Here is a 21879-nt window from a genome sequence, read left to right on the forward strand (position 1 = left end):
GTTAAACTCACCTAATGTAGGAGTTTTCCTACTTAAAAGCAGGAATCCCTGTAATTTCGGCACCGAGAATTAGCAAGTGAATATCATGTGTTCCTTCATAAGTAACTACAGATTCTAAGTTGGCCATATGGCGCATCATTGGGTATTCGCCTGTAATGCCCATTCCACCATGCATTTGTCTTGCTTCGCGGGCAATGTTTAATGCCGTTTCAACCGCATTGCGCTTGGCCATAGAAATTTGAGAGGTAGTGGCTTTTCCTTCGTTAAAAAGTTGACCTAAGCGGAAGTTCAATAATTGCGCTTTGGTAATTTCTGTCAGCATTTCAGCCAACTTCTTTTGCTGTAATTGGAAAGACCCGATGGGCTTATCGAATTGAATTCGCTCTGCACAATACTTTCTAGCAGACTCATAACAGTCCATTGCGGCACCAATTGCACCCCAAGCAATGCCATAACGGGCTGAATCCAAGCACATCATTGGTGCGCCCAAACCACTTTTATTTGGTAACAGATTTTCCTTCGGCACTTTCACATTGTCGAATACCAATTCACCAGTAGCACTGGCTCGTAAAGACCATTTTCCATGAGTAGTAGGGGTAGAGAAACCTTCCATCCCACGTTCTACAATCAGTCCGTGAATTCTTCCTTCTTCATTTTTTGCCCACACCACAGCCACATCGGCATGAGGAGCATTTGAGATCCACATTTTAGCACCATTTAGAAGGTAATGGTCGCCCATGTCTTTAAAATTGGTGGTCATGCCAGAAGGGTTAGAGCCGTGATCGGGCTCTGTCAAACCAAAGCAGCCCAACCATTCGCCAGAAGCGAGTTTCGGTAAGTATTTATGGCGTTGTTCCTCGTTTCCAAACTTGTAAATAGGGTACATTACCAAAGAGCCTTGCACCGAAGCCGTAGAACGCATGCCTGAGTCACCACGCTCAATTTCTTGCATAATCAAACCGTAGGAAATGTAGTCCATACCACCGCAACCATATTCGGTTGGTAACTGAGGCCCAAAAGCTCCGATATCTCCAAATTTCTTCACCATTTCGAGCGGGAAATGAGCGTTTTGCGCCCAGCTTTCTATGTAAGGAGAAATTTCTTGTTTAACAAAATCACGTACAGCGCCACGCACCATGATGTGCTCTTCGGTAAGCAGGGAATCCATTCCGTAGAAATCAGGGTGTTCAAAAGTATCTTGCTTAGACGATTTCTGGATTTTAGCGTGGTTATCGGTGTTCATATCTTCTTTGGTTTCTAAATATTATCTTTCAAATTTGCACGTATTTCAGTACAATACAAACGTATGAACAACAAGGAAATCGACCAAGGGATATTAGATAGAATTAAAAAACTTGAAGCCAAATACGAAGCAATGGGGCAAGATATGGCTTCATACCTTGATGGTTTGCTACACGCTGATTACCTCAAATATTGGGAATACATTAATTTAGAGTCGCTTTTGGCGCTTCAACATCCCAAAACACATTTTCCTGATGAAATGATTTTCATTGTTTATCATCAGTCTACAGAGCTGTATTTCAAACTGATTCTGTGGGAAATGAAACAAATGCAATCGGCTGAACATCCAAACCTTGAATTTTTCACGGCCCGAGTAAAGCGTATTAATAACTACTTCGAACACCTTTGTCATTCTTTTTCCATCATGATTCAAGGCATGGAAAAGGAGCAATTTTTACAGTTCAGAATGTCGCTTTTGCCAGCCTCGGGTTTTCAATCGGCTCAATACCGCATGATTGAAATTGCATCTACAGACATGATTAACCTGGTAAATCATGAAAAGCGCGATGACTTCGATCCTTATGCTTCAATCGAAGAGCTTTATGATTCTATTTACTGGAAGACAGGAGCAACCGAACTAAAAACAGGCAAAAAAACTTTGACCTTGGATCAGTTTGAAGCTAAATATTCTAAAGATTTTGTTCAGTTGGCCAATGAGGTAAAGTCTACTAATTTAAACCAACTCTATAGCCGTTTTTATAAAGAATTAGAAGGAACGGAAGAGCTTGTTGCCGAACTGAAACGTTACGATTTGCTCGCCAATGTTGATTGGCCTTTGGTGCATTATAAGTCGGCCGTTCGTTATTTGCAGCGTAATCCAGAAGATATTAAAGCTACGGGGGGGACTAATTGGCAGAAGTATTTACCGCCAAGATTCCAGAAAGTGATGTTCTTTCCTGAATTATGGAATGAAGAAGAACAGAATGAGTGGGGCAAGCATTGGGTAGATCAGAATGTTCTGAACTAATCCGACTTTATAACAAAAGATATTATTGACCTCTAGAGAAATCTGGAGGTTTTTTGTTTTATAGGCTATAAATGCTATAACCATGTGAAGTAGTTGTATGCACAATGCTTTTCATCCTGACCCCGAGCGTTTCGGGGGAAGGAACTAAGAATTGTTTGCGAAAATGGATTTAGATCCTTCGTTTCACTCAGGAAAAGAAATCGGTAAGTATACTTCAGATGTTTACTATACATTTTAAAGAGAGTTATATTTTATCCTATAAACCAATTGTGTGCACACTGCTTTTCATCCTGAGTGGCAGCGAAGGAACTAAAGCACAATCTTAGCTCGATATAGTCTTTGTCTATATCTTCATAAAAACTATAAATAAAAATTATCTAAAGGGTTTTCTTAAATTGTATTCGTTAACAATAAAACCTATCGAAAATGGAAAACAACGAACACGCAAAAGTATATGACATGAACAGTGGCGGCAAGTGCCCTTTTCATGGCGGTACAATGAAAAGAACAGCAGGTGGCGGCACTTCAAACCGAGATTGGTGGCCTAATCAATTAAACCTTAACATCCTTCGTCAACATTCTTCACTCTCAAATCCTTTGGGTGAAGATTTTAATTATGCTGAAGAGTTCAAAAAACTTGATTTAAAAGCCATTAAGCAAGATCTCTATGATTTAATGACCGACTCTCAAGATTGGTGGCCAGCCGATTATGGTCATTATGGGCCATTCTTTATTCGTATGGCTTGGCATAGCGCGGGTACTTACCGAATTCAAGATGGCCGAGGTGGAGCGGGGTCAGGCTCTCAGCGTTTTGCTCCATTGAATAGCTGGCCCGATAACGGCAACTTAGATAAAGCTCGTTTACTGCTTTGGCCTGTTAAGCAGAAATATGGCAATAAAATCTCTTGGGCGGATTTAATGGTTTTAGCTGGAAATTGCGCGCTAGAATCAATGGGCTTAGAAACCTTTGGTTTTGCAGGTGGACGAGAAGATGTTTGGGAACCAGAGCAAGATATTTATTGGGGTGCGGAAACCGAATGGTTAGGCGATAAAAGGTATACCGGAGATCGTGAATTAGAGAATCCACTTGGTGCTGTGCAAATGGGGCTTATTTATGTAAATCCAGAAGGTCCGAATGGTAACCCCGATCCGTTGAAATCTGCTATTGATATTCGTGAAACTTTTGGTCGTATGGCCATGAATGATGAGGAAACAGTAGCTTTAATTGCAGGCGGACACACATTTGGTAAAGCACATGGTGCTGCCGATCCGAATAAATATGTAGGTAGAGAGCCAGCTGCAGCCGGTATTGAAGAAATGAGTTTAGGCTGGAAGAACACTTACGGTACTGGCCATGGCGATGATACTATAACGAGTGGAATCGAAGGAGCGTGGACGCCAAATCCAACCCGATGGGATAACGAGTATTTCGATGTGTTGCTCAATTACGATTGGGAGTTAACAAAAAGTCCGGCAGGAGCACACCAATGGACACCAACGGCTGCATCTCATGCACGTCAAGCTCCGGCTGCTGGAAACCCTGCCAATACTCAAGCGCTAATGATGACTACAGCCGATATGGCTTTGAAGATGGATCCGATTTATGGGCCAATTTCAAAACGTTTTCATGGAAATCATGAAGAGTTTGCCGATGCCTTTGCACGTGCTTGGTATAAGCTAACGCACAGAGATATGGGGCCAATATCTCGCTATTTGGGTGCTGAAGTACCTAAAGAAGAGCTGATTTGGCAAGACCCAATTCCTGCGGTTACCCACAAATTGATCAATGATAAAGACGTAACAGATTTAAAGAACGAAATCCTAAATTCAGGACTTTCTGTTTCAGAATTGGTGTCAACTGCTTGGGCCTCTGCTTCGACTTTCCGTGGTTCAGATATGCGCGGTGGTGCCAATGGTGGACGAATTCGTCTTGCTCCGCAAAAAGATTGGGAAGTGAATAACCCAAGTCAATTGGCTAAAGTGTTGAAAACCCTTGAGGGAATTCAGAAAAGCTTTGCTAAACCCGTTTCTATGGCTGATTTGATTGTTCTCGGTGGATGCGCTGGAATTGAAAAGGCGGCTAAAGAAGCTGGGCATCATATTACCGTACCATTCACACCGGGCAGGGCAGATGCTTCACTGGAACAAACCGATGTAGAGTCGTTTGGTGCGCTTGAGCCAGCTGCAGATGGTTTCCGCAATTACTTCAAGCCAAGACATAAAGTAACGGCAGAAGAAATGCTTATTGATAAAGCACAATTGTTAACACTTACTGCTCCTGAAATGACGGCCTTAGTAGGTGGTATGCGTGTGTTGAACACCAATTACGATCAGTCTAATCATGGAGTATTCACCAAGCGTTCAGGTACATTGACCAATGATTTCTTTGTGAACTTGCTGGATTTGAGTACTACATGGAGCGCTACTTCTGACGAACAAAATGTATTCGAAGGACGCGACCGTAAAACTGGCCAAGTAAAATGGACAGGCACTCGTGCCGACCTTATTTTTGGTTCTAACTCTGAATTAAGAGCTTTGGCAGAAGTGTATGGTTCTTCAGATTCAGAAGCAAAGTTTGTGAAGGACTTTGTCGCTGCTTGGGACAAAGTAATGAACCTAGATCGCTTCGATTTGGCTTGATTTAAAGGGTGAAATACCCAGAGTAAATACTGAAAGGTGGTTCTGCAAAGGAACCACCTTTTTTGTTTTTTGAAGGAAATTAGGTGATGAATTTATGCTGTGTAGATAGGTCAGAGTTCTTGATTATAAATCGTCACAGGTACGGAGAACCTGCGACAGGGAGTTAGTTCTTTATCCCGTCTTCAAGTTTTACGAGGGCAAACACAGAAGTTAAGTTGGCATTTATATCGACTTTATAAACGATTGTATAACCTTTAAAAGTCATATCCCTTATTTCGTCTCTATCAAAGTAGATTGATTTTTTATACTTAAATGGCTGATTCGTTAGTTGTTTACATCTATCAAGAATGTCTGTTTTAAATTTGCGGGCTGCTTTTGGCTTGTCTGCTGCAATGTAGTCTACTTGCTTATTGAGTTTTTTGACGAAGGAGTCGCGAAATTCAATTTTCATATTTGCGAATAGAATTTTCTAATAAGTTGTCTACTTCTTCGATAGAGTAAGCCTTGGATTCTCCAGATTCAAGCCTTTTAAGCTCGTTTTGGACATAGCGTTTGTCAGTCTCAAACGTGCCTTCAGCGTCAAGGATCTGAAGATCTTCCTTCTTAAATTGACTGAGTAGCCAAAGAACTTTGTCAAGAATTTTGTCGCTGACTTTGAGTTTTAATGTTGCCATAAACCAAAGATAAGGTATTTGTGTTTCTTTTTTAATTGACTCCTGTATGATTATAGAAGAGAGTTAGTAAGTTTTTGTTAAACGAGTACTCGCTAGGTTGACCTGAATGGATCTTTTTGATAAACATGGAGAAGATGGTGTTAGCTTGATTTATTTTGAGTGAATGACACTACGGATGAACCACTTAGGCAACCCTCAATATCTTCTCCATCTTGCGGCCTTTGGCTAATTCATCTACCAGTTTATCTAAATACCTAACTTGTTGTGTCAATCGGTTTTCAATGTCTTCGATTCGATAACCACAGATTACACCAGTAATAAGTGGAGCATTAGGGTTTAACGCAGCCTTTTGAAAGAACTCTTCGAAAGTTGCTTTTTTGTCAATGAGTGCTTGTAGTTGCTTTTTGTCATAGCCGGTTAACCACTCTATTACTTCGTGCAACTCCTCTATTGTTCGTCCTTTCTTCTCAACTTTTGTAACATAATGTGGGTAAACCGAGGCGAATGACATTTTCGCAATACGCTCATCGTGGTGGCTTGTGTCGGTCATGTGTTGTACTTTAGGGTTTGTATCTCAAGTTAATCAAACTCTTTATATAAAATGAATCTGACTAAAACTTCAATAATAACCTAAAATGAATTGATTTCTGAAGTGGTTACAATTACCCGTCCCTCTTCTCCATAGCTTCGGAGAGAATGACGCTCCGATTAGGTCTTTTTGGACAGTCATCCTGAGTCTGACTCAGGATCCGTTTGCTTTTACCATAAAACAGCAGAGGCTAAAAGCTACCCCTTCTTTCCACTCACCAAACCCTTGGTAAATTTGGCGAAGTCTTTAAAGCCCTCTTTGGTGAACACAGATTTGATTACTTCCCAGCGGGTGATGGGATTTGCGGGAGTAGGTTTTGGTGCTTTGTTTTCTGCTTTAGGCAGCGGATTGGTCTTGGTTGGGTCGTAGCCCACAAGATCGTTTGACCGATCAAAACTTTGTTTTGCTTGGTCTTTATAGCCTAATTTTTCTTCTACCAAACCTTTGTTGTTCAAAGCAATGGCATCTTCTGGGTCTAGTTCAATGGCCTTTTCATAATCGGCAATGGCGCCTTCTAAGTCACCCGTTCTGTCTTTAAAAAAGGCACGGCTAGAGTAACGATAAGGATTGGTAGGCTCAAGTTGGAGTGCTTTCTCAAAATGAAATAAGGCCAATTCATTTTTGTCATTGAGGTGGAGGGCAACGGCATAGTCGCCAATAAAAGAAGCATGGGTAGGGAAGAGTACGGTCAGTTTTTCGAAGTCGGCTAAAGCAGCCTCTAATTGGCCAATTCTAGAAAGGGCTCTGGCGCGGTTGTGCAAACCTGTGGTATGGTTCGGTTCTTTTTCCAGTGCTTTATTAAAGCACTTTACGCCTTCTTCAAACTTTGCATTCTCGCAGTGTTTAACTCCTTCTTCAATCCACTTTTCAACCATTTCTCTCATTTTGTGCAAATATAATCAGTCAACCCAAGCATTCCCCAAATTGATTCCATTGTTCACTAGTTTTTCCTTTTTCAGCCTGCTTTTCATACTCTTTCTTAGAGATGATTGGAATATTTAGATTTGTGGCCATGGCTTGCCATTTATTTCTAAAACCAGTGAACAGATACTTGCTTTTGTATATGCTAAAACGGAATGCGAATTGTATATTCGTGACAAATTGATTCCATGAGTTTGCATCCTGATCAGGTCTTACAATCATTAAAATCCGGTGACTTCAAACCCGTCTATTTTTTGCAGGGCGAAGAACCTTTTTACATCGATCAAATCTTAGATTATATCGAGGACAACTGTCTTCAAGAAGCTGAAAAAGGCTTTAATCAAACCATTCTTTACGGTAAGGATGTGAGTATGGCCGAGGTGCTGACCCACGCCCGTAGGTTTCCTATGATGGCCGAAAGGCAAGTGGTGATTGTAAAAGAGGCCAAGGATATTCAGGATTTGAATAAAGAAGACGGCCAAAAGTTATTGATTCAATATTTAGAAAAACCTGTGCCCAGTACAGTATTGGTTTTTGGACATAAGCATAAGAAAGTAGACGGCAGACGGCCTTTGGCCAAAGCCTTGAAAGATAAATCGGTGTTGGTAACCACTACACCCTTAAGAGATTACGAGTTACCTGCTTGGATTGATAAGTATGTGAAGTCTCAGGGCTACAGCATCAATCAAAATTCGGTGCAAATGCTGGCTGAATATATTGGAACGAACCTGGAAAGGCTTTCCAATGAAATTAGCAAAGTGATAGTGAACCTCGGTGAAGGAAAAGCCATTAACGAAGACCTGATTCAGAAGTACGTTGGGATTAGTAAAGAGTACAATGTTTTTGAATTGCAAAAGGCCATTTCGCAGCGCGATATATTAAAGGCCAATAAGATGGTGAATTATTTTGCGGCTAATTCAAAAGCCAATCCTATTATACCAATGATAGCGGCTTTGTATTCGTATTATGCAAAATTGTTGATTCTTCATGGAAGTAAAGACCAGTCGGATAAAGGCTTGGCGTCTGCTATGGGTACAAACCCTTTCTTTGTAAAAGAGTATAAGCTTGCTGCACGAAATTACCCCGTAGGTAAGGTAATGCAAAATATGAGCATTCTTCGCGAAGCAGATTTAAGGAGTAAGGGAGTAGGAGCCGGCAGTATGTCGGACGGAGATATTTTTAAGGAATTGGTGTATCGGTTGATGCATTAATAAATAGGTTGAAGAAATTATTCATGGTGGTAATTGTTCAACAGCAATATTCATAAGAGATTAGAGTTTAGATAAAGAGTGAACAAACAGAGATAAATGAAGCACAAAATTCTTTTGATCGCCACACTGTTCTGTCTTCACGGGTCATTAAACGCACAAAATACACTACATCCATCTAACCCGAATATTTATTTTTCTTCGGGACTAGAACTTTTGGAGATGGAGAAGTATAGCGCAGCCCGTGATCAGTTTGAGCGATACTTGGCCGAAGGCGATGACGAAATTAAAAAGGCAGATGCCGAATACTATATGGCATTTTGCGCCCTCAACCTCGATAATGGCGATGGGGCACAATTGATATCACAATTTGTAAGAAACAGACCTAATCACCCAAAGGCGGCAAAAGCCTATTATAATTTAGGGGTAGTGAGTTTTAAAAATGGTGATTTTACTACTGCCGAAAGATATTTTAAACTGGTAAATCCTTCCGCCCTAAACGGGGAAGAAAGGGTAGAAACCAATTTTAAAATTGCCTATTCGCTGTATGCCTTAAGGCGATACGAGGAATCTGTTCCTTATTTCGATAAAGCCAAACGGAGTAAAGGGCCTTACTTTGCAGATGCTAATTACTATGCTGGTTATTTGGCTTATGCTTATAAAGAGTACGATAAGGCTTTAGTGGATCTGAAAAATGCTGGAACAACTGAAAAGTATAAAAACAGGGTGCCAATTATGGTGGCCAGTGCTTATTATCAGCAGAAGCGCTATGGAGAATTGGTGCAATATGCTTCACAGTTTAAAACAGCAATAGCCGAAAATAGAAAGCTAGATTATCTGTATCAGATTTATCAGATAACCGCTGAGTCTTACTATAATCAAGGACAGTATAAAGAGAGTTTAGAGTATTATGATTTGTACAGCCAGTTGGCGCAGCAAAACGTAACACAAGAGACATTGTACAGAATGGGCTTTGCTTATTACAGCACAGGTCAGGCTGAAGAATCCATTGAGCAGTTTAAGAAAGTGGCGCTCAATAGCGATACGCTTGCCCAAAACGCTTCTTATTATTTAGGAAGGCTTTATGTAGAACAAGAAAATTTCCTTTTTGCCATCGCTGCTTTCGATAAAGCGGCAAGTTTAGGTTTCAATAAAGAAATTCAGGAAGAGGCTGCTTTCAATTCGGCCAAAGTGAATTTTCAAGCTGGCAAATACTCTCAGTCTATTATTGCCTTGGACAAGTTTATGAGAAATTATCCGACCAGTGATTACATTCCTGAGGCGAACAATTTGTTGAGCGAAGCCTTTTTGAATACGAATGATTACTCGAGGGCGATTACTTTTATTGAAAGAATTGAAAATAAATCTGACCGATTAAAAGAAGCCTATCAAAAAGTGACCTTCTTTAAAGGAACCGAGTTTTACAATGCCAGAAAGTATGACAATGCAGTGCAGTTGTTCGATAAGTCATTACAATATCCAATTGATAAGGATTTGGCCACTGCCACTTACTTCTGGAAAGGAGAGGCCTTTGCCACTGCTCGTAATTATCCTCAAGCGATTGCTTCTTATAAGAAGGTAATTACTTCAGGAAGTAGAAATTCAGAATATTTGGTGAAGGCTAATTATGGTTTGGGCTACGCTTACTATAATGGTAAATCATATACTGAGGCCAGAACTTACTTTAAGCGTTATGTAGATGCCCTTGAAAATGCACGAGATAAACAAAATTATAACGATGCGTTGATTAGGCTTGCCGACTGCTATTATGTAGATAAGGAATATGCCAGTGCGATTACATATTATGATAAAGCTATTGGCACAAATAACCCCAATATCGATTATGCTTATTTCCAGAAAGGAGTAGTATATGACTTTGAAGGAAAGCCATCAGAGGCCATTGCTAGCTTAGATGTGGTAATCAATCGTTTTGCTGATTCGCGTTATTACGACGATGCCATTTATAAAAAAGCGCAAATTCAGTTGGAAGACCGTCAGTTCAGAAATTCGATTCAGGGTTTTAATCGAATTATTGACAGATTAAGTCAAAGCCCATTTATTCCTTATGCTTATGAAAGCCGAGCTTTGGCCTACTTTAATTTAGAAGATTACGATCAGGCAGAGCGTGACTACAAAACCATTTTGGACAATTATATCACCAGTTCGGTTTCTAATTCGGCCTTGCTTGGTTTGCAGAATACTCTAAAGCTTCAGAATAAAACTATTCAGTTCGATCAATATTTGGCACGTTATAAAAGTGCTCACCCTGAAAATCAGGCCTTGGAGAACATAGAATTTGAATCGGCCAAAAACTTATTCTTTGGGCAAGAATACAGTGCTGCCATTGGTGCTTTAGAAGATTACAGAAAGAATTACCCTAACAGTGGTTTAGTGCACGAAGCCAAATATTACCAGGCCGAAAGCTATTACCGTTTGAGCGATACTGAAAAAGCTTTGGAGATGTTCTATGAAATTAATCGTGACAGTAAAATCACTGGAATGGATCGTGTATTCGAACGCATTGGCGAATTGCAATTGAAGGCAGGTGACTTTAAGGAAGCAACCAACTTTTATGGTCAGCTAGAAAAGGTAGCCAAAAGCAAAAGGCAAGAAAACGATGCTTGGTTAGGTTTGTTAGAAGCCCACTATCAATTGAGTGAATATGCTCAAATGCGAATTTATGCTAAGAATATCATTACTAAAGGGGCTGTTACGCAAGAAGCCACCGATAAAGCACAGCTTTATTTAGGTAAAGCGGCCTATGCAGAAGGTAATTTTGATGAAGCCATTGATCAGTTTTTGACCACCCTGAATACAGCTAAAAACCAATATGGAGCCGAAGCACAATTTATGGTGGGTAAAATTTTCTATCAACAAAAGCAATATCAACAGTCGTTGAATACGCTTTTTGAGATGAACGAGAACTTCTCGGCCTATGATGAATGGCTGGGTAAGGCTTTCTTGTTGATTGCCGATAACTATATTGCTTTGAATGAGATTTTCCAAGCAAAAGCTACGGTGAATTCAATCATTCAATATTCTCAATTAGACAATATTAAAGAAGATGCAAGAGCCAAGCTGAAACAGATAGAGAAGTTGGAAGCAGAGGCGCCATCGCAAGAAGAAGTAAATGCAGACACCACAAGAAAAGGAGGGAATTAAGATGAAAAATTTCAGATATATCATAACTCTTGTTTTTGGACTGTTCGCTATTACTGCTTATGGCCAACAAGGTGAATTGGAAGAATCAGAGATTGTAATTAGAAAGGACAGGAAGATAACCCTTCCGCCTGCTACTAGAAATTTCGAGAAAATACCGCAGCTTCCTGTGCAAAAAGCACAGTCGCAGCAAACTTATACTTTTCATGAATATGTATTGAGCTTAACACCAATTCAGCCCAATTTTAGAGCTGTTAACCTGACCATCAATCAAACCGAAAAGGCCATAACAGGCAACTACTTCAAGCTTGGTTATGGTAACTATGGCACTTTGTTAGGCGAAGCTTATTTAGGATCAACCAGAAACCCCAATTACCTGTATAATCTGTATGTAAGACATCGTTCTTCTGCCAGAGGCCCTGTATTTGATAAAAATTCAGGAGACGCTAAAACAGATGTTGTATTGGGCGGAAAGTTCTTTAATGGAAAGAATACTATTTCTGGCGACATTCAGTATGGCGAAAGAAAAGTCCATTTCTATGGCTATAACCCTGCTTTAGACCTTAGTCCTGATATGGTGGAAAGAAAGTTTAATAGCTTTACCGCCAGGGCCGGTGTGGAAAAAACCGCTCTAGATGAAGTAACTACATACCATTTTAGAACCAACTGGGATTTCTTCAGAGATAACTTCGAGGCAAAAGAAAGCCGATTCAATTTCGATTTGGGCTTAGGTTACAAGTTTTCAGAAGAACTTCGCTTTAAAGTAGGCGGACAAGCCACCTTTTCAAGCCGCGAAGACACTGAGAAAATTGGAAGAAATTTTTTCAATGCCAAGCCACGTTTAGAGTATGCAACGAAAAGCTTTAAAGTGAGTGTGGGAGCAAATTTGGCAGGTGATAACGATGATTTAACGCAAATTACTACCACTGCTGAAGATGGCTTTAAAGTTTATCCTTATGCTCGATTGGATGTTAACCCCACCAATACCATCAATATATATGGAGGTTATCAAGGAGATTTGGAATACAATTCGTTTCAGGGCTTTGCTATGGAGAATGCCTTTTTACAGAGAGATTTTATTCTATTAAATACGGATAAGGAGAGCGATATTTTTGCAGGAATAAATTTAGACCTGACCAATGAACTTAGGTTGAATGCAGGGCTTTCAATGGCCTCTATTCAGCGTATCCCATTCTTTACAAATAGCATAACTGATTCTACTCGTTTTGAAGTATTGTATGATACTGATGCAGTAGATCGTACCAATGTATATGGTGAAGTGGTTTTTGAGAAGACTGGAAATGTAAGAAGCGGTTTGAGGTTTGATTACTTCGATTACACTCTGAGCACTTTAGCCGACCCTTACCATAAGCCACAGTATCAAGCCGTTTTTAATAACATCTTTTACCCAGTGCAAAATTTAAAAGTAACTGCGGACGTCTATTATATGGGAGGACTTGTAGGCTTAAACAGAGAAAGCAGTACTAGGGTAGAAATGGATGATATTGTCGATATGAACTTGGGTGGCGATTATGATCTAAATGAAAGAGTTTCTGTGTTTTTGGAGTTCAAAAATGTTTTTGGAAAAGAGTATGAGCGATACTTGAATTACCCAAGCAGAGGTATTCAAGTGCTAGGTGGGATTACAGTATCCTTCTAATTTTGTAGATTCGCATGAGCCACGCCTTTAATATGGCGGCTATATTTTGTTAATTTGAACAAATATCAACCAATAACTATTTCTTATGGCTGCTAAAAAGAAGAACAGTTCTTCAGACAACAATAAAAAAGGAGGCCGAGCATCAGCTAACGCAGGTAAAAAAAGAGCTCCTAAAAAAGAAGAACCAAAGGTGTCTGACGATGACTTTGGTTTAGATGATATTGATGATTTGAACACCATTGACGATGGTACTGAAGAATTAGATCTTATTGAAGAAAACGAAACTCCGATTGATACTCCTAAAGAGGAAGAAGTTACCGCGGAAGAGCCGTTGGTAGAAGAGGAAAAAGAAGAGCCAGTTCCAGTAGTAGTAGCTCCGGTTATCGTAGAAGAAGAAACTCAAGCTCCGGCTCCTGAAAAAAAGGTAGTTATGGAAGAAAAGAAAGAGGAAGAAAAAAAGGGTGGTGGTTTTTGGATAGTCCTCATAGTATTATTGATTGTGGCTGCTGCCATTTACTATTTTGGTTTCTATAATAAAGAAGAAGCTAAGCCAGCTCCTGTAGAAAAACCTAAAACGGAGCAACCTAAAGTAGAACCACAGCCTGAGCCAGAACCAGTAAAAGTTGAGGCGCCAAAAGCTGAATTAATTACAATTTCTGCACTTGAAGGACGTTATTTTGCCGTAGTCGGTAGTTTCTTCGATGGCGACTTGGCAGAAGATAAAGGAAACGAATTGGTTGCTTCAGGAATCACCGCTTACATTATGAAACCTATTGGCGATGTAAGTTTCCATAGGGTAGGAATCTTGATTCCGAATGTGAGTTCGATAAAAGAAGCAGAAGCCGCTTTAGCGTCTTACAGAGAAAAATACGGAAAAGAAGTCTGGGCACTTAAATATTAAAATGACATTTATTCAAGAACTCGCAGCATCTGATTCATTGAACGTTTCAGGTGGCGATGGAGGAGCCTTATTTTGGTTCGATTTATTGTTAAAAGGTGGAATTTGGCTGGTTCCCTTACTGGCACTATGGGTCACCGCGATTTATATATTTTTTGAACGATATAGGAATATCAACAGAGCGTCTAAAACTCCTTTTGAGTTTATGGACAAGATCAAAAACTTGGTTTTAGCTGGCGATATCAATGGAGCGAAACTCCTTTGTTCTCAAACCGAATCACCAATTGCCAAAATGATAGAAAAGGGAATTCATAGAATCGGAAGCCCACTAAAAACCATTGAGGCTTCTATCGAAAATGTTGGTAAAATTGAAGTGTATAAGCTTGAAAAAAACCTGTCAATGCTTGCTACTATAGCGGGAGCTGCACCAATGGTCGGTTTCTTAGGTACGGTAACGGGTATGATTCAAGCCTTTATTGCCATTGCACAAGAAGAAGGTTCGGTGAGCCCTAAGCTTTTATCTACTGGTATTTATGAAGCTATGATTACAACCGCCTTAGGTTTGGTGGTGGGAATTATAGCCTACCTTGGATATAATTACCTAGTTTCTAGGGTTCAAAAGGCCATTCATTACATGGAGTACACTTCGGTAGACTTTATTGATTTACTTCAAGAGCCTCAATAATGGATATAAAATCGAAACTTAAGGTAGACGCCAACTTCAGTATGTCATCAATGACAGACATTGTGTTCTTGTTGTTGATCTTCTTCATGTTGACGGCTTCTTTTATTACTCCTTCTGGCTTGCCAGTAAACTTACCTTCCTCAGCGGCTTCAAATATAGTAATGCAGAAAAATAGCGTTACTATTACTGAAAATCTACGCTATTATGTGAATGATAAGGAAGTTATACTTTCAAACTTGGAACAAGAATTGCGTAATGTAATAAGCGGGCCAGACGGCTCGGTTACTTTACATGTAGATAAAACTGTAGATGCCGAATACTTTATGAAAGTGGCGGGCATAGCAGCGCTATTAAAGCAAAAAGTGACAATCGTTACAAAACCAGAGTAAGAATGTCAGATCAAGAAAAAAAAGATAAGAAGTTCAGTATGATCATGTCGGTAATCGTACATGGAACAATACTGACTTTTCTTTTATTTCTAGTCGCTTGGCGTCAACCCGATCCGCCAATTCCAGAATATGGTATTGAATTGAATTTTGGTTTCGAAGAGGTAGGTTCTGGCGATATCGAAAGAGAAAATGAAGCCGAAATTGAAGAAACTGAAAACGACACTCCACCTGAATCTGAGCAAGAATCAGAAGAGGATCCTGTAGAGGAAACTCCTGTTGAGCAGGAAGTTCAAGAAGTGGTACCACCCAAGCAAGAGGTGGTCAAGGAAGTAGCCAAAGAAACTCCTAAGCCGAAGGAAGAAGTGAAGGCCGAAGTGGTTCAAGAAAAGGAGAGCGAAGTTAAAGCGGAAGAAAAGAAACTAGAAGAGGTTGTTGAGAAGAAGGAGGAAGAGAAGCCTCCAGTTGAGGTTAAAAAAGAAGTAACCAAACCTGTTGAGGAAAAGAAAGAAGAGGTAAAGCCTAAACCAAAACCAGTAGTAGACCAGCGTGCTATTATGGGGGGCGGTAAGAAAGCCGAATCTGACAGCAAGGAAGCCGCTTCGAACAATCAAGGTAAGGAAGTCGACAAAAGAGGCAATATGGGCGACCCTAAAGGGAAGACAACTGCCAATGGTACCAAGCCTGGCGGTGCCGATTTAGGCGTTAGCTTGAGCCTTGATGGCTGGAAATGGGAGAGACCACCTGCAGAAAAAGACGATTCGCAAATAGAAGGAGTGATTAAGTTTAGAATAGAAGTGGATGACCGAGGAACGGTGATTAACGTCACCAAAATCCCGGGTACTACCATTAGCGATAACACCATTATCGAGTTCTATAAAAAGCAAGTGGAGAAGCTGGCCTTTATTCAAACAGATCCTTCAAAAATGGCTGCGAATATCTCTAGAGGTGAAATTACTTTTGTTATCAAAACGAGTTAATGTAAATGCGTTTTTGGCCTCTGCCTAAATAAGACGATTATAAAATTAAATTCATGAAGAGGGAATAATTATTATTTCCTCTTCATTGTTTATGGCCATGTATGTCGGCCAATCTACCGTTAGTCTACAAAATCACTATACTTCTTGTACGGTTACGTGGATTGAACTAATATAGTAGCTTAACTAAAAAATTACTGACTTGGGTTATATAGAAGACGCTGTATCTAGTTTTAGTGGCTGGATTTGGGGAGTTCCCCTCTTAATATTGGTAATGGGTGGAGGCTTAATATTTATGCTCTATTCTCGATTTTTACCATTTAAATACCTTGGCCATGCCATCAATGTTTTAAGGGGGAAATATGATACTCATGAAGAGGAAGGGCAAATAACGCATTATGAAGCTCTTTCTACTGCTTTGGCCGCCACAGTAGGTATGGGCAATATCAGTGGTGTGGCAGTGGCTATTACCATGGGTGGTCCAGGTGCTATTTTTTGGATGTGGGTTTCTGCATTTGTAGGCATGGCTACCAAGTTTTTCACTTGTACACTTTCGGTGATGTACCGAGGAAAAGATAGTGAAGGAGAAGTAAGAGGAGGGCCTATGTATGTGATTACCGAAGGTTTAGGTAAGAAATGGAAACCAATGGCCGTATTCTTTTGTGTTTTTACACTGATTGGCGCTTTACCTATTTTTCAAGCAAATCAGCTTACTGCAGCAATGAATGCTGTTTTAGGGCCTACCGTTGGTTACAATACCGAAGCAACATTTAGTCTATTTGGAGCACCTGTTGGAATTGCCTCATTTATTACTGGGCTTATTTTAATGGCTTTGGTATCCATGGTTATTTTTGGCGGAATTAAAAGAATTAGTAGTGTAGCTGCTAAGTTGGTGCCTTCTATGGTAGTGCTTTATTTTGGTTTGGTAATTTATATTCTACTTCAGAACATAGGGGGTATTCCCGATATTTTCGCTTCTATTTTCGAAGAAGCATTTTCGGGTAGTGCTATTTTAGGTGGTGGAATTGGTGCTGTAATTATTGTAGGGGCAAAAAGAGCTGCTTTTTCTAACGAAGCAGGTATTGGAACTGCGCCAATGGTACATGGCGATACCAAAACAGAAGAGCCAGTACGTGAAGGGCTTGTGGCTATGCTCGGCCCAGCAATTGATACTCTTTTAGTCTGTACACTTACTGCATTGGTGATTTTAGGCACTGGCGTTCATCATGAGTTTATTGGTGCCGCTGATACTGGCTTGCTTGGTGTAACATTAACATTGAAGGCTTTTAACGCTGCTATTCCAGGCGTTGGTGGTTATTTGTTAGGACTTTGTATTTTGGTATTCGCTGTGTCTAGCTTGCTTTCTTATTCTTATTATGGAGTGAAGAGTGTTTCCTACTTATTCGGAGCCAAAAAAGGAGAGCTTTATAATTATGTATACATCGGTACAATTATTCTTGGAGCCGTAGCTTCTTTGGGGTTTGTAGTGAACTTGATTGATGGAAGTTTCGCTTTGATGGCGATTCCAACCATGGTGTCGGCATTAATATTGGCGCCTAAAGTAATGCAGGCTACAAAGTCTTACTTTGCCCGCCACAAAGCAGGAGAGTTTAAGAAGAATTAAAAATATGAGATAGAGATATGAGAAAGTCGGTTTGGTTTCCAGACCGACTTTTTTGTTTTAAGTGATAAAGAAAGGCTTACTTCATAAGCTCTCTCGCGCTCTCTAACGAACTTTCAGAGAATTGCTTACCACCAATCATCTGCGCCAATTCAGATAAGCGTTCCTCATGATTTAGCTTCCTGATGTTACTTGCCGTCACATCTTGCGCATTGTCCTTATACACATAGTAATGCGATTTTCCTCGGGCGGCAATTTGCGGCAAATGCGTAATGGTAATCACCTGATGGTTTTGCGCCATCTTATTCATCATTTCTGCCATTTGAATGGAGATTTCTCCAGAAATACCAGCGTCAATTTCATCGAATACAATTGTAGGTAGAGCGGTTTTGTCTGCCAAAATGTATTTCACAGCAAACATCAGTCTTGAAAATTCACCACCAGAGGCCACTTGCTTTAGCGGCTGTGGCGCAATTCCTTTGTTGGCCGAAAACAATAAATTGATTTTGTCAACGCCTGATTCTGAAGGTGCCTGTTTTTCATGCTGAATAGCCAGTTTGGCGTGTGGCATTCCAAGGTCATCGAGCAATGCACCAATTTGATTTTCAAAAGCAGTGAATACTTTGGTTCTCGATTGGCTTAAGGCTTCGCCAGAAGTTTCAACCAACTCAAATGCTTGATTCATTTGTTTTTCTGCTGCCTCAATAGCATCGTCTAAATTACCAACTTTCAGCACTTTATTTCCAAGTTCTTCATAAATGGAAAGGAGGGAAGCAATATCCGATACTTGATGTTTTTGTTGGAGTTTATAAATCAGACTCAATCTTTCTTGTACTTCTTCTGCTCTTTGTGGCTCGTACTCAACTTGCTCTTCCTCTGTTTCTAGCTCGGCAATAATATCTTTTAGTTCAATCCAGCTGCTGTTCAATCGTTCAAAAAGACTATCGTATTCTTTCGCGAACTTATTGATTTGACTTAAAGCTGTTTTAGCCCCTTGTAGCATTTGGTTAGCATTAAACTCTGACTGGTCTAAAGCACTCAAAGCCTCATTCAGCTTGAGCTTAATTTCTTCAGCGTTTTCAAGTTTATTGAGTTCAGCCTCTAAGATTTCTTGCTCGTCTGCTTGAAGTTGAGCTTTATCTAATTCATCAAATAAAAACTGATGATAGTCGGCTTCTTTCCTTAATTCGGCAGACTCTGATTTGAGCTGTTCCAGAATCTCATACTTTTCGCGATAGTCAGAAAAGGCTTTGCTGTATTTTTGTAAAAGAGCATTATTCTGAGCAAAAGCGTCAACCAAACTTAGCTGATAGCCATTTGAACCTAATAACAAATTATCATGCTGAGAATGAATGTCCATTAACCGTTTTCCGAGCAGTTTCAGAAAGTCAAGGTTGGTGACTCCATCATTAATAAATGCTCTAGATTTTCCGTTTGGACTTATTTCTCTTCGAATAATACACTCAACATCATAGTCCATGTCGTTTTCTTCGAAAAGAGCAGTGAGCTGGTAAGCAGAAATATCGAAAACACCTTCGATTACGCATTTCTTCTCTTGATCGAGTAGTGATTTGCTATCGGCACGATTGCCAAGAAGTAAACCTAAAGCTCCTAGAATAATAGATTTTCCTGCACCGGTTTCACCCGTAATGATATTCAATTGCGCATCTGGATTGATTTCCAGCTGCTGAATCAGTGCGTAATTTTCTATACTCAGGCGTTGAAGCATATCACAAATGTATCAATTAGATGGGCTTGTGACAATACTAGTTTTGCACGATTTTCTGGTATTTGTTTCTGCGTGTGGGATCGAGTTTCAATAACTCATTGTAAACCTCTTTTCTGATGTTGGTTTGTCCTTCTGAAAAAACACTGGTGATTTCATCATTTTTGGCATCTAGAAATGCAGTAATCAAAATTGCGTTGGGAAGTATCTCATTTACGGCTTGGATGTTTTTAATCACCTGACTGATTGTTTCTCTACTCGCCTTCGGATCATCTTTGAATTTATCCAAACCATTAATGTGGTAATCGTAAAGCCCTTTTCTGACAGCCTCATATTGACTGTTAATGGCTAGGTTTTCAACTAACCAGTAGCGATTTCTTCTGCTTTGAAATTGTCCCCAACCTATGCCTCCACTAGTCTGTGCATTGTTCACTACATTTAAGGCAGCTCTATAATAAGGTGTGCCGCCTAAAGGACTGAAAGAATCGTAATCTAAGCCTATGGCGATGTATGCGTAAAAACCCAGAAGGGAAGTAATGTTATTGAGGAATCTATTTTCACTAAAATCCATGTTCTGACCTTGAGTAAATTGAAATTCCCAATCTCGGTCGGCAAAATTCAATAGTAGGGTTTCATAAGAAGCGCCATAAACTGGTCGAATAATCTGAATTTGAGCATTGGCCTTAAACTGACCTATGGAAGGCTGATCTTGAATATTGAGAATTAGGTTGCCTTTAATCTTTTCGTTGGCCTGAAAGTTATCGTTTGTCCAAACTCTATCATTGAAGAAACGCTGCATTGCTGTTTCCATTTCAGAAAAAATAGCCCTTTCGGTAGTTTGTACATTCGATGCATTAACACTCACCGTAAAGTCTAGCTCTTGAGCGACCATTTGGAGTGGGAGGGTGGCTATAAATAGGCCGAAAAAACTAAGCTTCCAGTTTTTGAACGATAGCATTGATGATGTCTTTGGCAACTTCCCTTTTTGACTTTAACTCAAAATGCTGAATATTATTTTGATTGTCAATGATGGTAACCTTATTCGTATCGTGCCCAAACCCTGCTCCTTTGTCGTTAAGAGAGTTAAGTACAATGAGGTCGAAATTTTTACTTTTTATTTTTTGTTGAGCGTGTTCTATTTCTGCTTCTGTTTCGAGTGCAAAGCCGATATTCAGCTGGTTTTCCCTTTTAATAGCCCCCAGTGATTTAGCTATATCCGTGGTCTTCACTAATTCCACAGTCATTTCACTGCCTTTTTTCTTAATCTTTTGATCGGCTACAGTTTTTGGCGTGTAATCAGCTACGGCAGCAGCCATTATATTTATGTCGGAAGTTTCATTAGCAATGGAACATGCTTCATACATCTGATTGCCCGATTTCACTCGAATAAGTTTAACATTCGCATGTTCAATCGTCAAATGTGTTGGTCCTGAAATTAGAGTTACTTCAGCACCTTGATTGGCAGCTTCTTCCGCCAAGGCATAGCCCATTTTACCAGTAGAATGGTTACCAATGAAACGCACAGGATCGATAGCCTCGTAAGTTGGGCCTGCGGTAATCATTATTTTTTTACCTTTCAGTGCAGATTTTTTTGAGAAGAAATCTGAAAGAAAAGTGACTAGATTTTCTGGTTCAGCCATTCGGCCTTGCCCAATAAGCCCACTGGCCAATTCACCATGTTCAGCTTCAATCAAATGATTCCCGAAAGAAATTAGCTTTTGAATGTTGGCCAATACCGATGGGTGTTGGTACATGTCTAAGTCCATGGCCGGAGCGAAAAACACTGGGCATCTTGCCGACAGGTAAGTTGCCAAAAGCAGGTTGTCACAAAGTCCATTGGCCATTTTGCCAATAGTGTTAGCGCTGGCAGGTGCCATAATCATGGCGTCTGCCCAAAGTCCTAAATCAACATGATTATTCCATTCGCCTGTTTTGTCTTTTTGAAAATCAATCAAAACAGGGTTTTTGGAAAGGGTAGCAAGGGTAAGGGGTGTAATAAAATCAGTGGCTGCTTTTGTCATTATAACTTTAACTTCCGCCTCTTCTTTCACTAGTAACCTAACGAAAATAGCAGCCTTGTAAGCTGCTATACTTCCGGATACTCCCAGAATAATTTTCTTACCCTTTAATAACATTGGGGTTTTATTTTGATTCTGTAGCTTTTTCAGCCTCATTCATTCTCCAATAGATTTCATCATTGGTGAATTCTTCTATAGCCAAGGCAGTTGGCTTTGGCATTCTTTCATAGAATTTAGAGATTTCGATTTGCTCTCTGTTTTCGAAAATCTCCTCAAGATTATCTACTGTAGAAGCGAACTCTGAAAGTTTTCCGTTTAGCTCTTCTTTCATATCAGTAGCAATCTGCTTTGCTCTTTTAGAGATTACAGCAATTGATTTGTAAATGTTACCAGTTGATTCACCGATTTTATCTGTGTCTCTAGTGATGATTGATGCGCTTGCGGCCAT

Annotated in this window: 19 protein-coding genes; 10 read left to right on the top strand and 9 right to left on the bottom strand. The window is 40.0% G+C overall.

Going from position 1 to position 21879, the window contains the following annotated elements; all coding sequences use genetic code 11:
* Positions 1-28: 28 nt before the first annotated feature.
* Entirely contained in the window at positions 29-1243 is a 1215-nt protein-coding gene (locus AWW67_RS14045; RefSeq protein WP_062302524.1) for an acyl-CoA dehydrogenase family protein, read from the bottom strand.
* Positions 1244-1306: 63 nt separating this feature from the next.
* Here AWW67_RS14045 and AWW67_RS14050 point away from each other — a divergent pair, with 63 nt between their 5' ends.
* Together AWW67_RS14050 and katG are read left to right on the top strand one after the other, a co-directional pair.
* The gene (locus AWW67_RS14050) at positions 1307-2269 is read left to right on the top strand and encodes a tryptophan 2,3-dioxygenase family protein (RefSeq protein ID WP_062302525.1); all 963 of its coding nucleotides are present in this window, start codon (positions 1307-1309) and stop codon (positions 2267-2269) included.
* A 426-nt stretch (positions 2270-2695) separates the two neighbouring features.
* Positions 2696-4909 (top strand): catalase/peroxidase HPI, encoded by a 2214-nt coding sequence (gene katG / locus AWW67_RS14055; protein ID WP_062302527.1) that lies wholly within the window; start codon positions 2696-2698, stop codon positions 4907-4909.
* A 163-nt stretch (positions 4910-5072) separates the two neighbouring features.
* Here the strand turns inward: katG and AWW67_RS14060 are convergent, their stop codons facing one another.
* From AWW67_RS14060 to AWW67_RS14075, 4 genes are all read right to left on the bottom strand, one after another.
* Positions 5073-5360, bottom strand: a complete 288-nt coding sequence (locus tag AWW67_RS14060; protein ID WP_071387145.1) for a type II toxin-antitoxin system RelE/ParE family toxin — start codon at positions 5358-5360, stop codon at positions 5073-5075.
* Positions 5350-5583: a hypothetical protein gene (locus AWW67_RS14065; protein WP_062302528.1), complete on the bottom strand. Its 234-nt coding sequence runs from the start codon at positions 5581-5583 to the stop codon at positions 5350-5352. The genes AWW67_RS14060 and AWW67_RS14065 overlap by 11 nt, the downstream gene beginning before the upstream one ends.
* 184 nt (positions 5584-5767) lie before the next feature.
* Positions 5768-6133, bottom strand: coding sequence for a DUF2200 domain-containing protein (locus AWW67_RS14070; RefSeq protein ID WP_062302530.1), 366 nt, complete (start codon positions 6131-6133; stop codon positions 5768-5770).
* 236 nt (positions 6134-6369) lie between these two features.
* Positions 6370-7056 (bottom strand): tetratricopeptide repeat protein, encoded by a 687-nt coding sequence (locus AWW67_RS14075; protein ID WP_062302531.1) that lies wholly within the window; start codon positions 7054-7056, stop codon positions 6370-6372.
* A gap of 225 nt (positions 7057-7281) precedes the next feature.
* Between AWW67_RS14075 and holA the strand changes: the two genes are divergently transcribed.
* The 8 genes from holA (at position 7282) to AWW67_RS14115 (ending at position 17690) form a co-directional block, all read left to right on the top strand.
* Positions 7282-8304 carry a DNA polymerase III subunit delta gene (gene holA / locus AWW67_RS14080; RefSeq protein ID WP_053222019.1) on the top strand — a complete coding sequence of 341 codons (1023 nt, stop codon included), beginning with the start codon at positions 7282-7284 and terminating at the stop codon, positions 8302-8304.
* A gap of 96 nt (positions 8305-8400) precedes the next feature.
* Positions 8401-11463, top strand: coding sequence for a tetratricopeptide repeat protein (locus tag AWW67_RS14085; RefSeq protein WP_082794059.1), 3063 nt, complete (start codon positions 8401-8403; stop codon positions 11461-11463).
* Positions 11432-13120, top strand: a complete 1689-nt coding sequence (locus AWW67_RS14090; RefSeq protein WP_062302534.1) for a TonB-dependent receptor — start codon at positions 11432-11434, stop codon at positions 13118-13120. Before AWW67_RS14085 ends, AWW67_RS14090 begins: the two co-directional genes overlap by 32 nt.
* 85 nt (positions 13121-13205) lie before the next feature.
* Positions 13206-14021 (top strand): SPOR domain-containing protein, encoded by an 816-nt coding sequence (locus AWW67_RS14095; RefSeq protein WP_062302535.1) that lies wholly within the window; start codon positions 13206-13208, stop codon positions 14019-14021.
* Between the two features lies 1 nt (position 14022).
* Entirely contained in the window at positions 14023-14703 is a 681-nt protein-coding gene (locus AWW67_RS14100) for a MotA/TolQ/ExbB proton channel family protein (protein WP_053222023.1), read from the top strand.
* Entirely contained in the window at positions 14703-15092 is a 390-nt protein-coding gene (locus tag AWW67_RS14105) for an ExbD/TolR family protein (protein ID WP_062302537.1), read from the top strand. Before AWW67_RS14100 ends, AWW67_RS14105 begins: the two co-directional genes overlap by 1 nt.
* Before the next feature lie 2 nt (positions 15093-15094).
* Positions 15095-16069, top strand: a complete 975-nt coding sequence (locus AWW67_RS14110) for a hypothetical protein (RefSeq protein WP_062302538.1) — start codon at positions 15095-15097, stop codon at positions 16067-16069.
* A gap of 199 nt (positions 16070-16268) precedes the next feature.
* Entirely contained in the window at positions 16269-17690 is a 1422-nt protein-coding gene (locus AWW67_RS14115) for an alanine/glycine:cation symporter family protein (RefSeq protein ID WP_062302540.1), read from the top strand.
* A gap of 76 nt (positions 17691-17766) precedes the next feature.
* Here AWW67_RS14115 and recN read toward each other — a convergent pair whose 3' ends face one another.
* The 4 genes from recN to AWW67_RS14135 are packed head-to-tail and all read right to left on the bottom strand — an operon-like array spanning position 17767 to position 21879.
* On the bottom strand, positions 17767-19416 hold the full coding sequence (gene recN / locus AWW67_RS14120; protein WP_062302541.1) for a DNA repair protein RecN: 1650 nt from the start codon (positions 19414-19416) through the stop codon (positions 17767-17769).
* 37 nt (positions 19417-19453) lie between these two features.
* Positions 19454-20371, bottom strand: a complete 918-nt coding sequence (porD, locus tag AWW67_RS14125) for a type IX secretion system protein PorD (protein WP_082794060.1) — start codon at positions 20369-20371, stop codon at positions 19454-19456.
* Positions 20343-21548, bottom strand: coding sequence for a bifunctional phosphopantothenoylcysteine decarboxylase/phosphopantothenate--cysteine ligase CoaBC (coaBC, locus tag AWW67_RS14130; RefSeq protein WP_062302620.1), 1206 nt, complete (start codon positions 21546-21548; stop codon positions 20343-20345). The genes porD and coaBC overlap by 29 nt, the downstream gene beginning before the upstream one ends.
* 7 nt (positions 21549-21555) lie before the next feature.
* On the bottom strand, positions 21556-21879 hold the full coding sequence (locus tag AWW67_RS14135) for a DNA-directed RNA polymerase subunit omega (RefSeq protein ID WP_053222029.1): 324 nt from the start codon (positions 21877-21879) through the stop codon (positions 21556-21558).

The sequence above is a fragment of the Roseivirga seohaensis genome (genome assembly GCF_001592945.1).
Lineage (GTDB): Bacteria > Bacteroidota > Bacteroidia > Cytophagales > Cyclobacteriaceae > Roseivirga > Roseivirga seohaensis.

Bases quoted from the DNA above. Each gene is read 5' to 3' on its own strand.
- AWW67_RS14090 (WP_062302534.1), top strand. From the start codon at position 11,432: ATGCAGACACCACAAGAAAAGGAGGGAATTAAGATGAAAAATTTCAGA.
- AWW67_RS14110 (WP_062302538.1), top strand. From the start codon at position 15,095: ATGTCAGATCAAGAAAAAAAAGATAAGAAGTTCAGTATGATCATGTCG.
- porD (WP_082794060.1), bottom strand. From the start codon at position 20,371: ATGCTATCGTTCAAAAACTGGAAGCTTAGTTTTTTCGGCCTATTTATA.
- AWW67_RS14050 (WP_062302525.1), top strand. From the start codon at position 1,307: ATGAACAACAAGGAAATCGACCAAGGGATATTAGATAGAATTAAAAAA.
- katG (WP_062302527.1), top strand. From the start codon at position 2,696: ATGGAAAACAACGAACACGCAAAAGTATATGACATGAACAGTGGCGGC.
- AWW67_RS14065 (WP_062302528.1), bottom strand. From the start codon at position 5,583: ATGGCAACATTAAAACTCAAAGTCAGCGACAAAATTCTTGACAAAGTT.
- recN (WP_062302541.1), bottom strand. From the start codon at position 19,416: ATGCTTCAACGCCTGAGTATAGAAAATTACGCACTGATTCAGCAGCTG.
- AWW67_RS14095 (WP_062302535.1), top strand. From the start codon at position 13,206: ATGGCTGCTAAAAAGAAGAACAGTTCTTCAGACAACAATAAAAAAGGA.
- AWW67_RS14045 (WP_062302524.1), bottom strand. From the start codon at position 1,243: ATGAACACCGATAACCACGCTAAAATCCAGAAATCGTCTAAGCAAGAT.
- AWW67_RS14135 (WP_053222029.1), bottom strand. From the start codon at position 21,879: ATGGCCGCAAGCGCATCAATCATCACTAGAGACACAGATAAAATCGGT.
- AWW67_RS14100 (WP_053222023.1), top strand. From the start codon at position 14,023: ATGACATTTATTCAAGAACTCGCAGCATCTGATTCATTGAACGTTTCA.
- AWW67_RS14060 (WP_071387145.1), bottom strand. From the start codon at position 5,360: ATGAAAATTGAATTTCGCGACTCCTTCGTCAAAAAACTCAATAAGCAA.
- holA (WP_053222019.1), top strand. From the start codon at position 7,282: ATGAGTTTGCATCCTGATCAGGTCTTACAATCATTAAAATCCGGTGAC.
- coaBC (WP_062302620.1), bottom strand. From the start codon at position 21,548: ATGTTATTAAAGGGTAAGAAAATTATTCTGGGAGTATCCGGAAGTATA.
- AWW67_RS14105 (WP_062302537.1), top strand. From the start codon at position 14,703: ATGGATATAAAATCGAAACTTAAGGTAGACGCCAACTTCAGTATGTCA.
- AWW67_RS14075 (WP_062302531.1), bottom strand. From the start codon at position 7,056: ATGAGAGAAATGGTTGAAAAGTGGATTGAAGAAGGAGTTAAACACTGC.
- AWW67_RS14070 (WP_062302530.1), bottom strand. From the start codon at position 6,133: ATGACCGACACAAGCCACCACGATGAGCGTATTGCGAAAATGTCATTC.
- AWW67_RS14085 (WP_082794059.1), top strand. From the start codon at position 8,401: ATGAAGCACAAAATTCTTTTGATCGCCACACTGTTCTGTCTTCACGGG.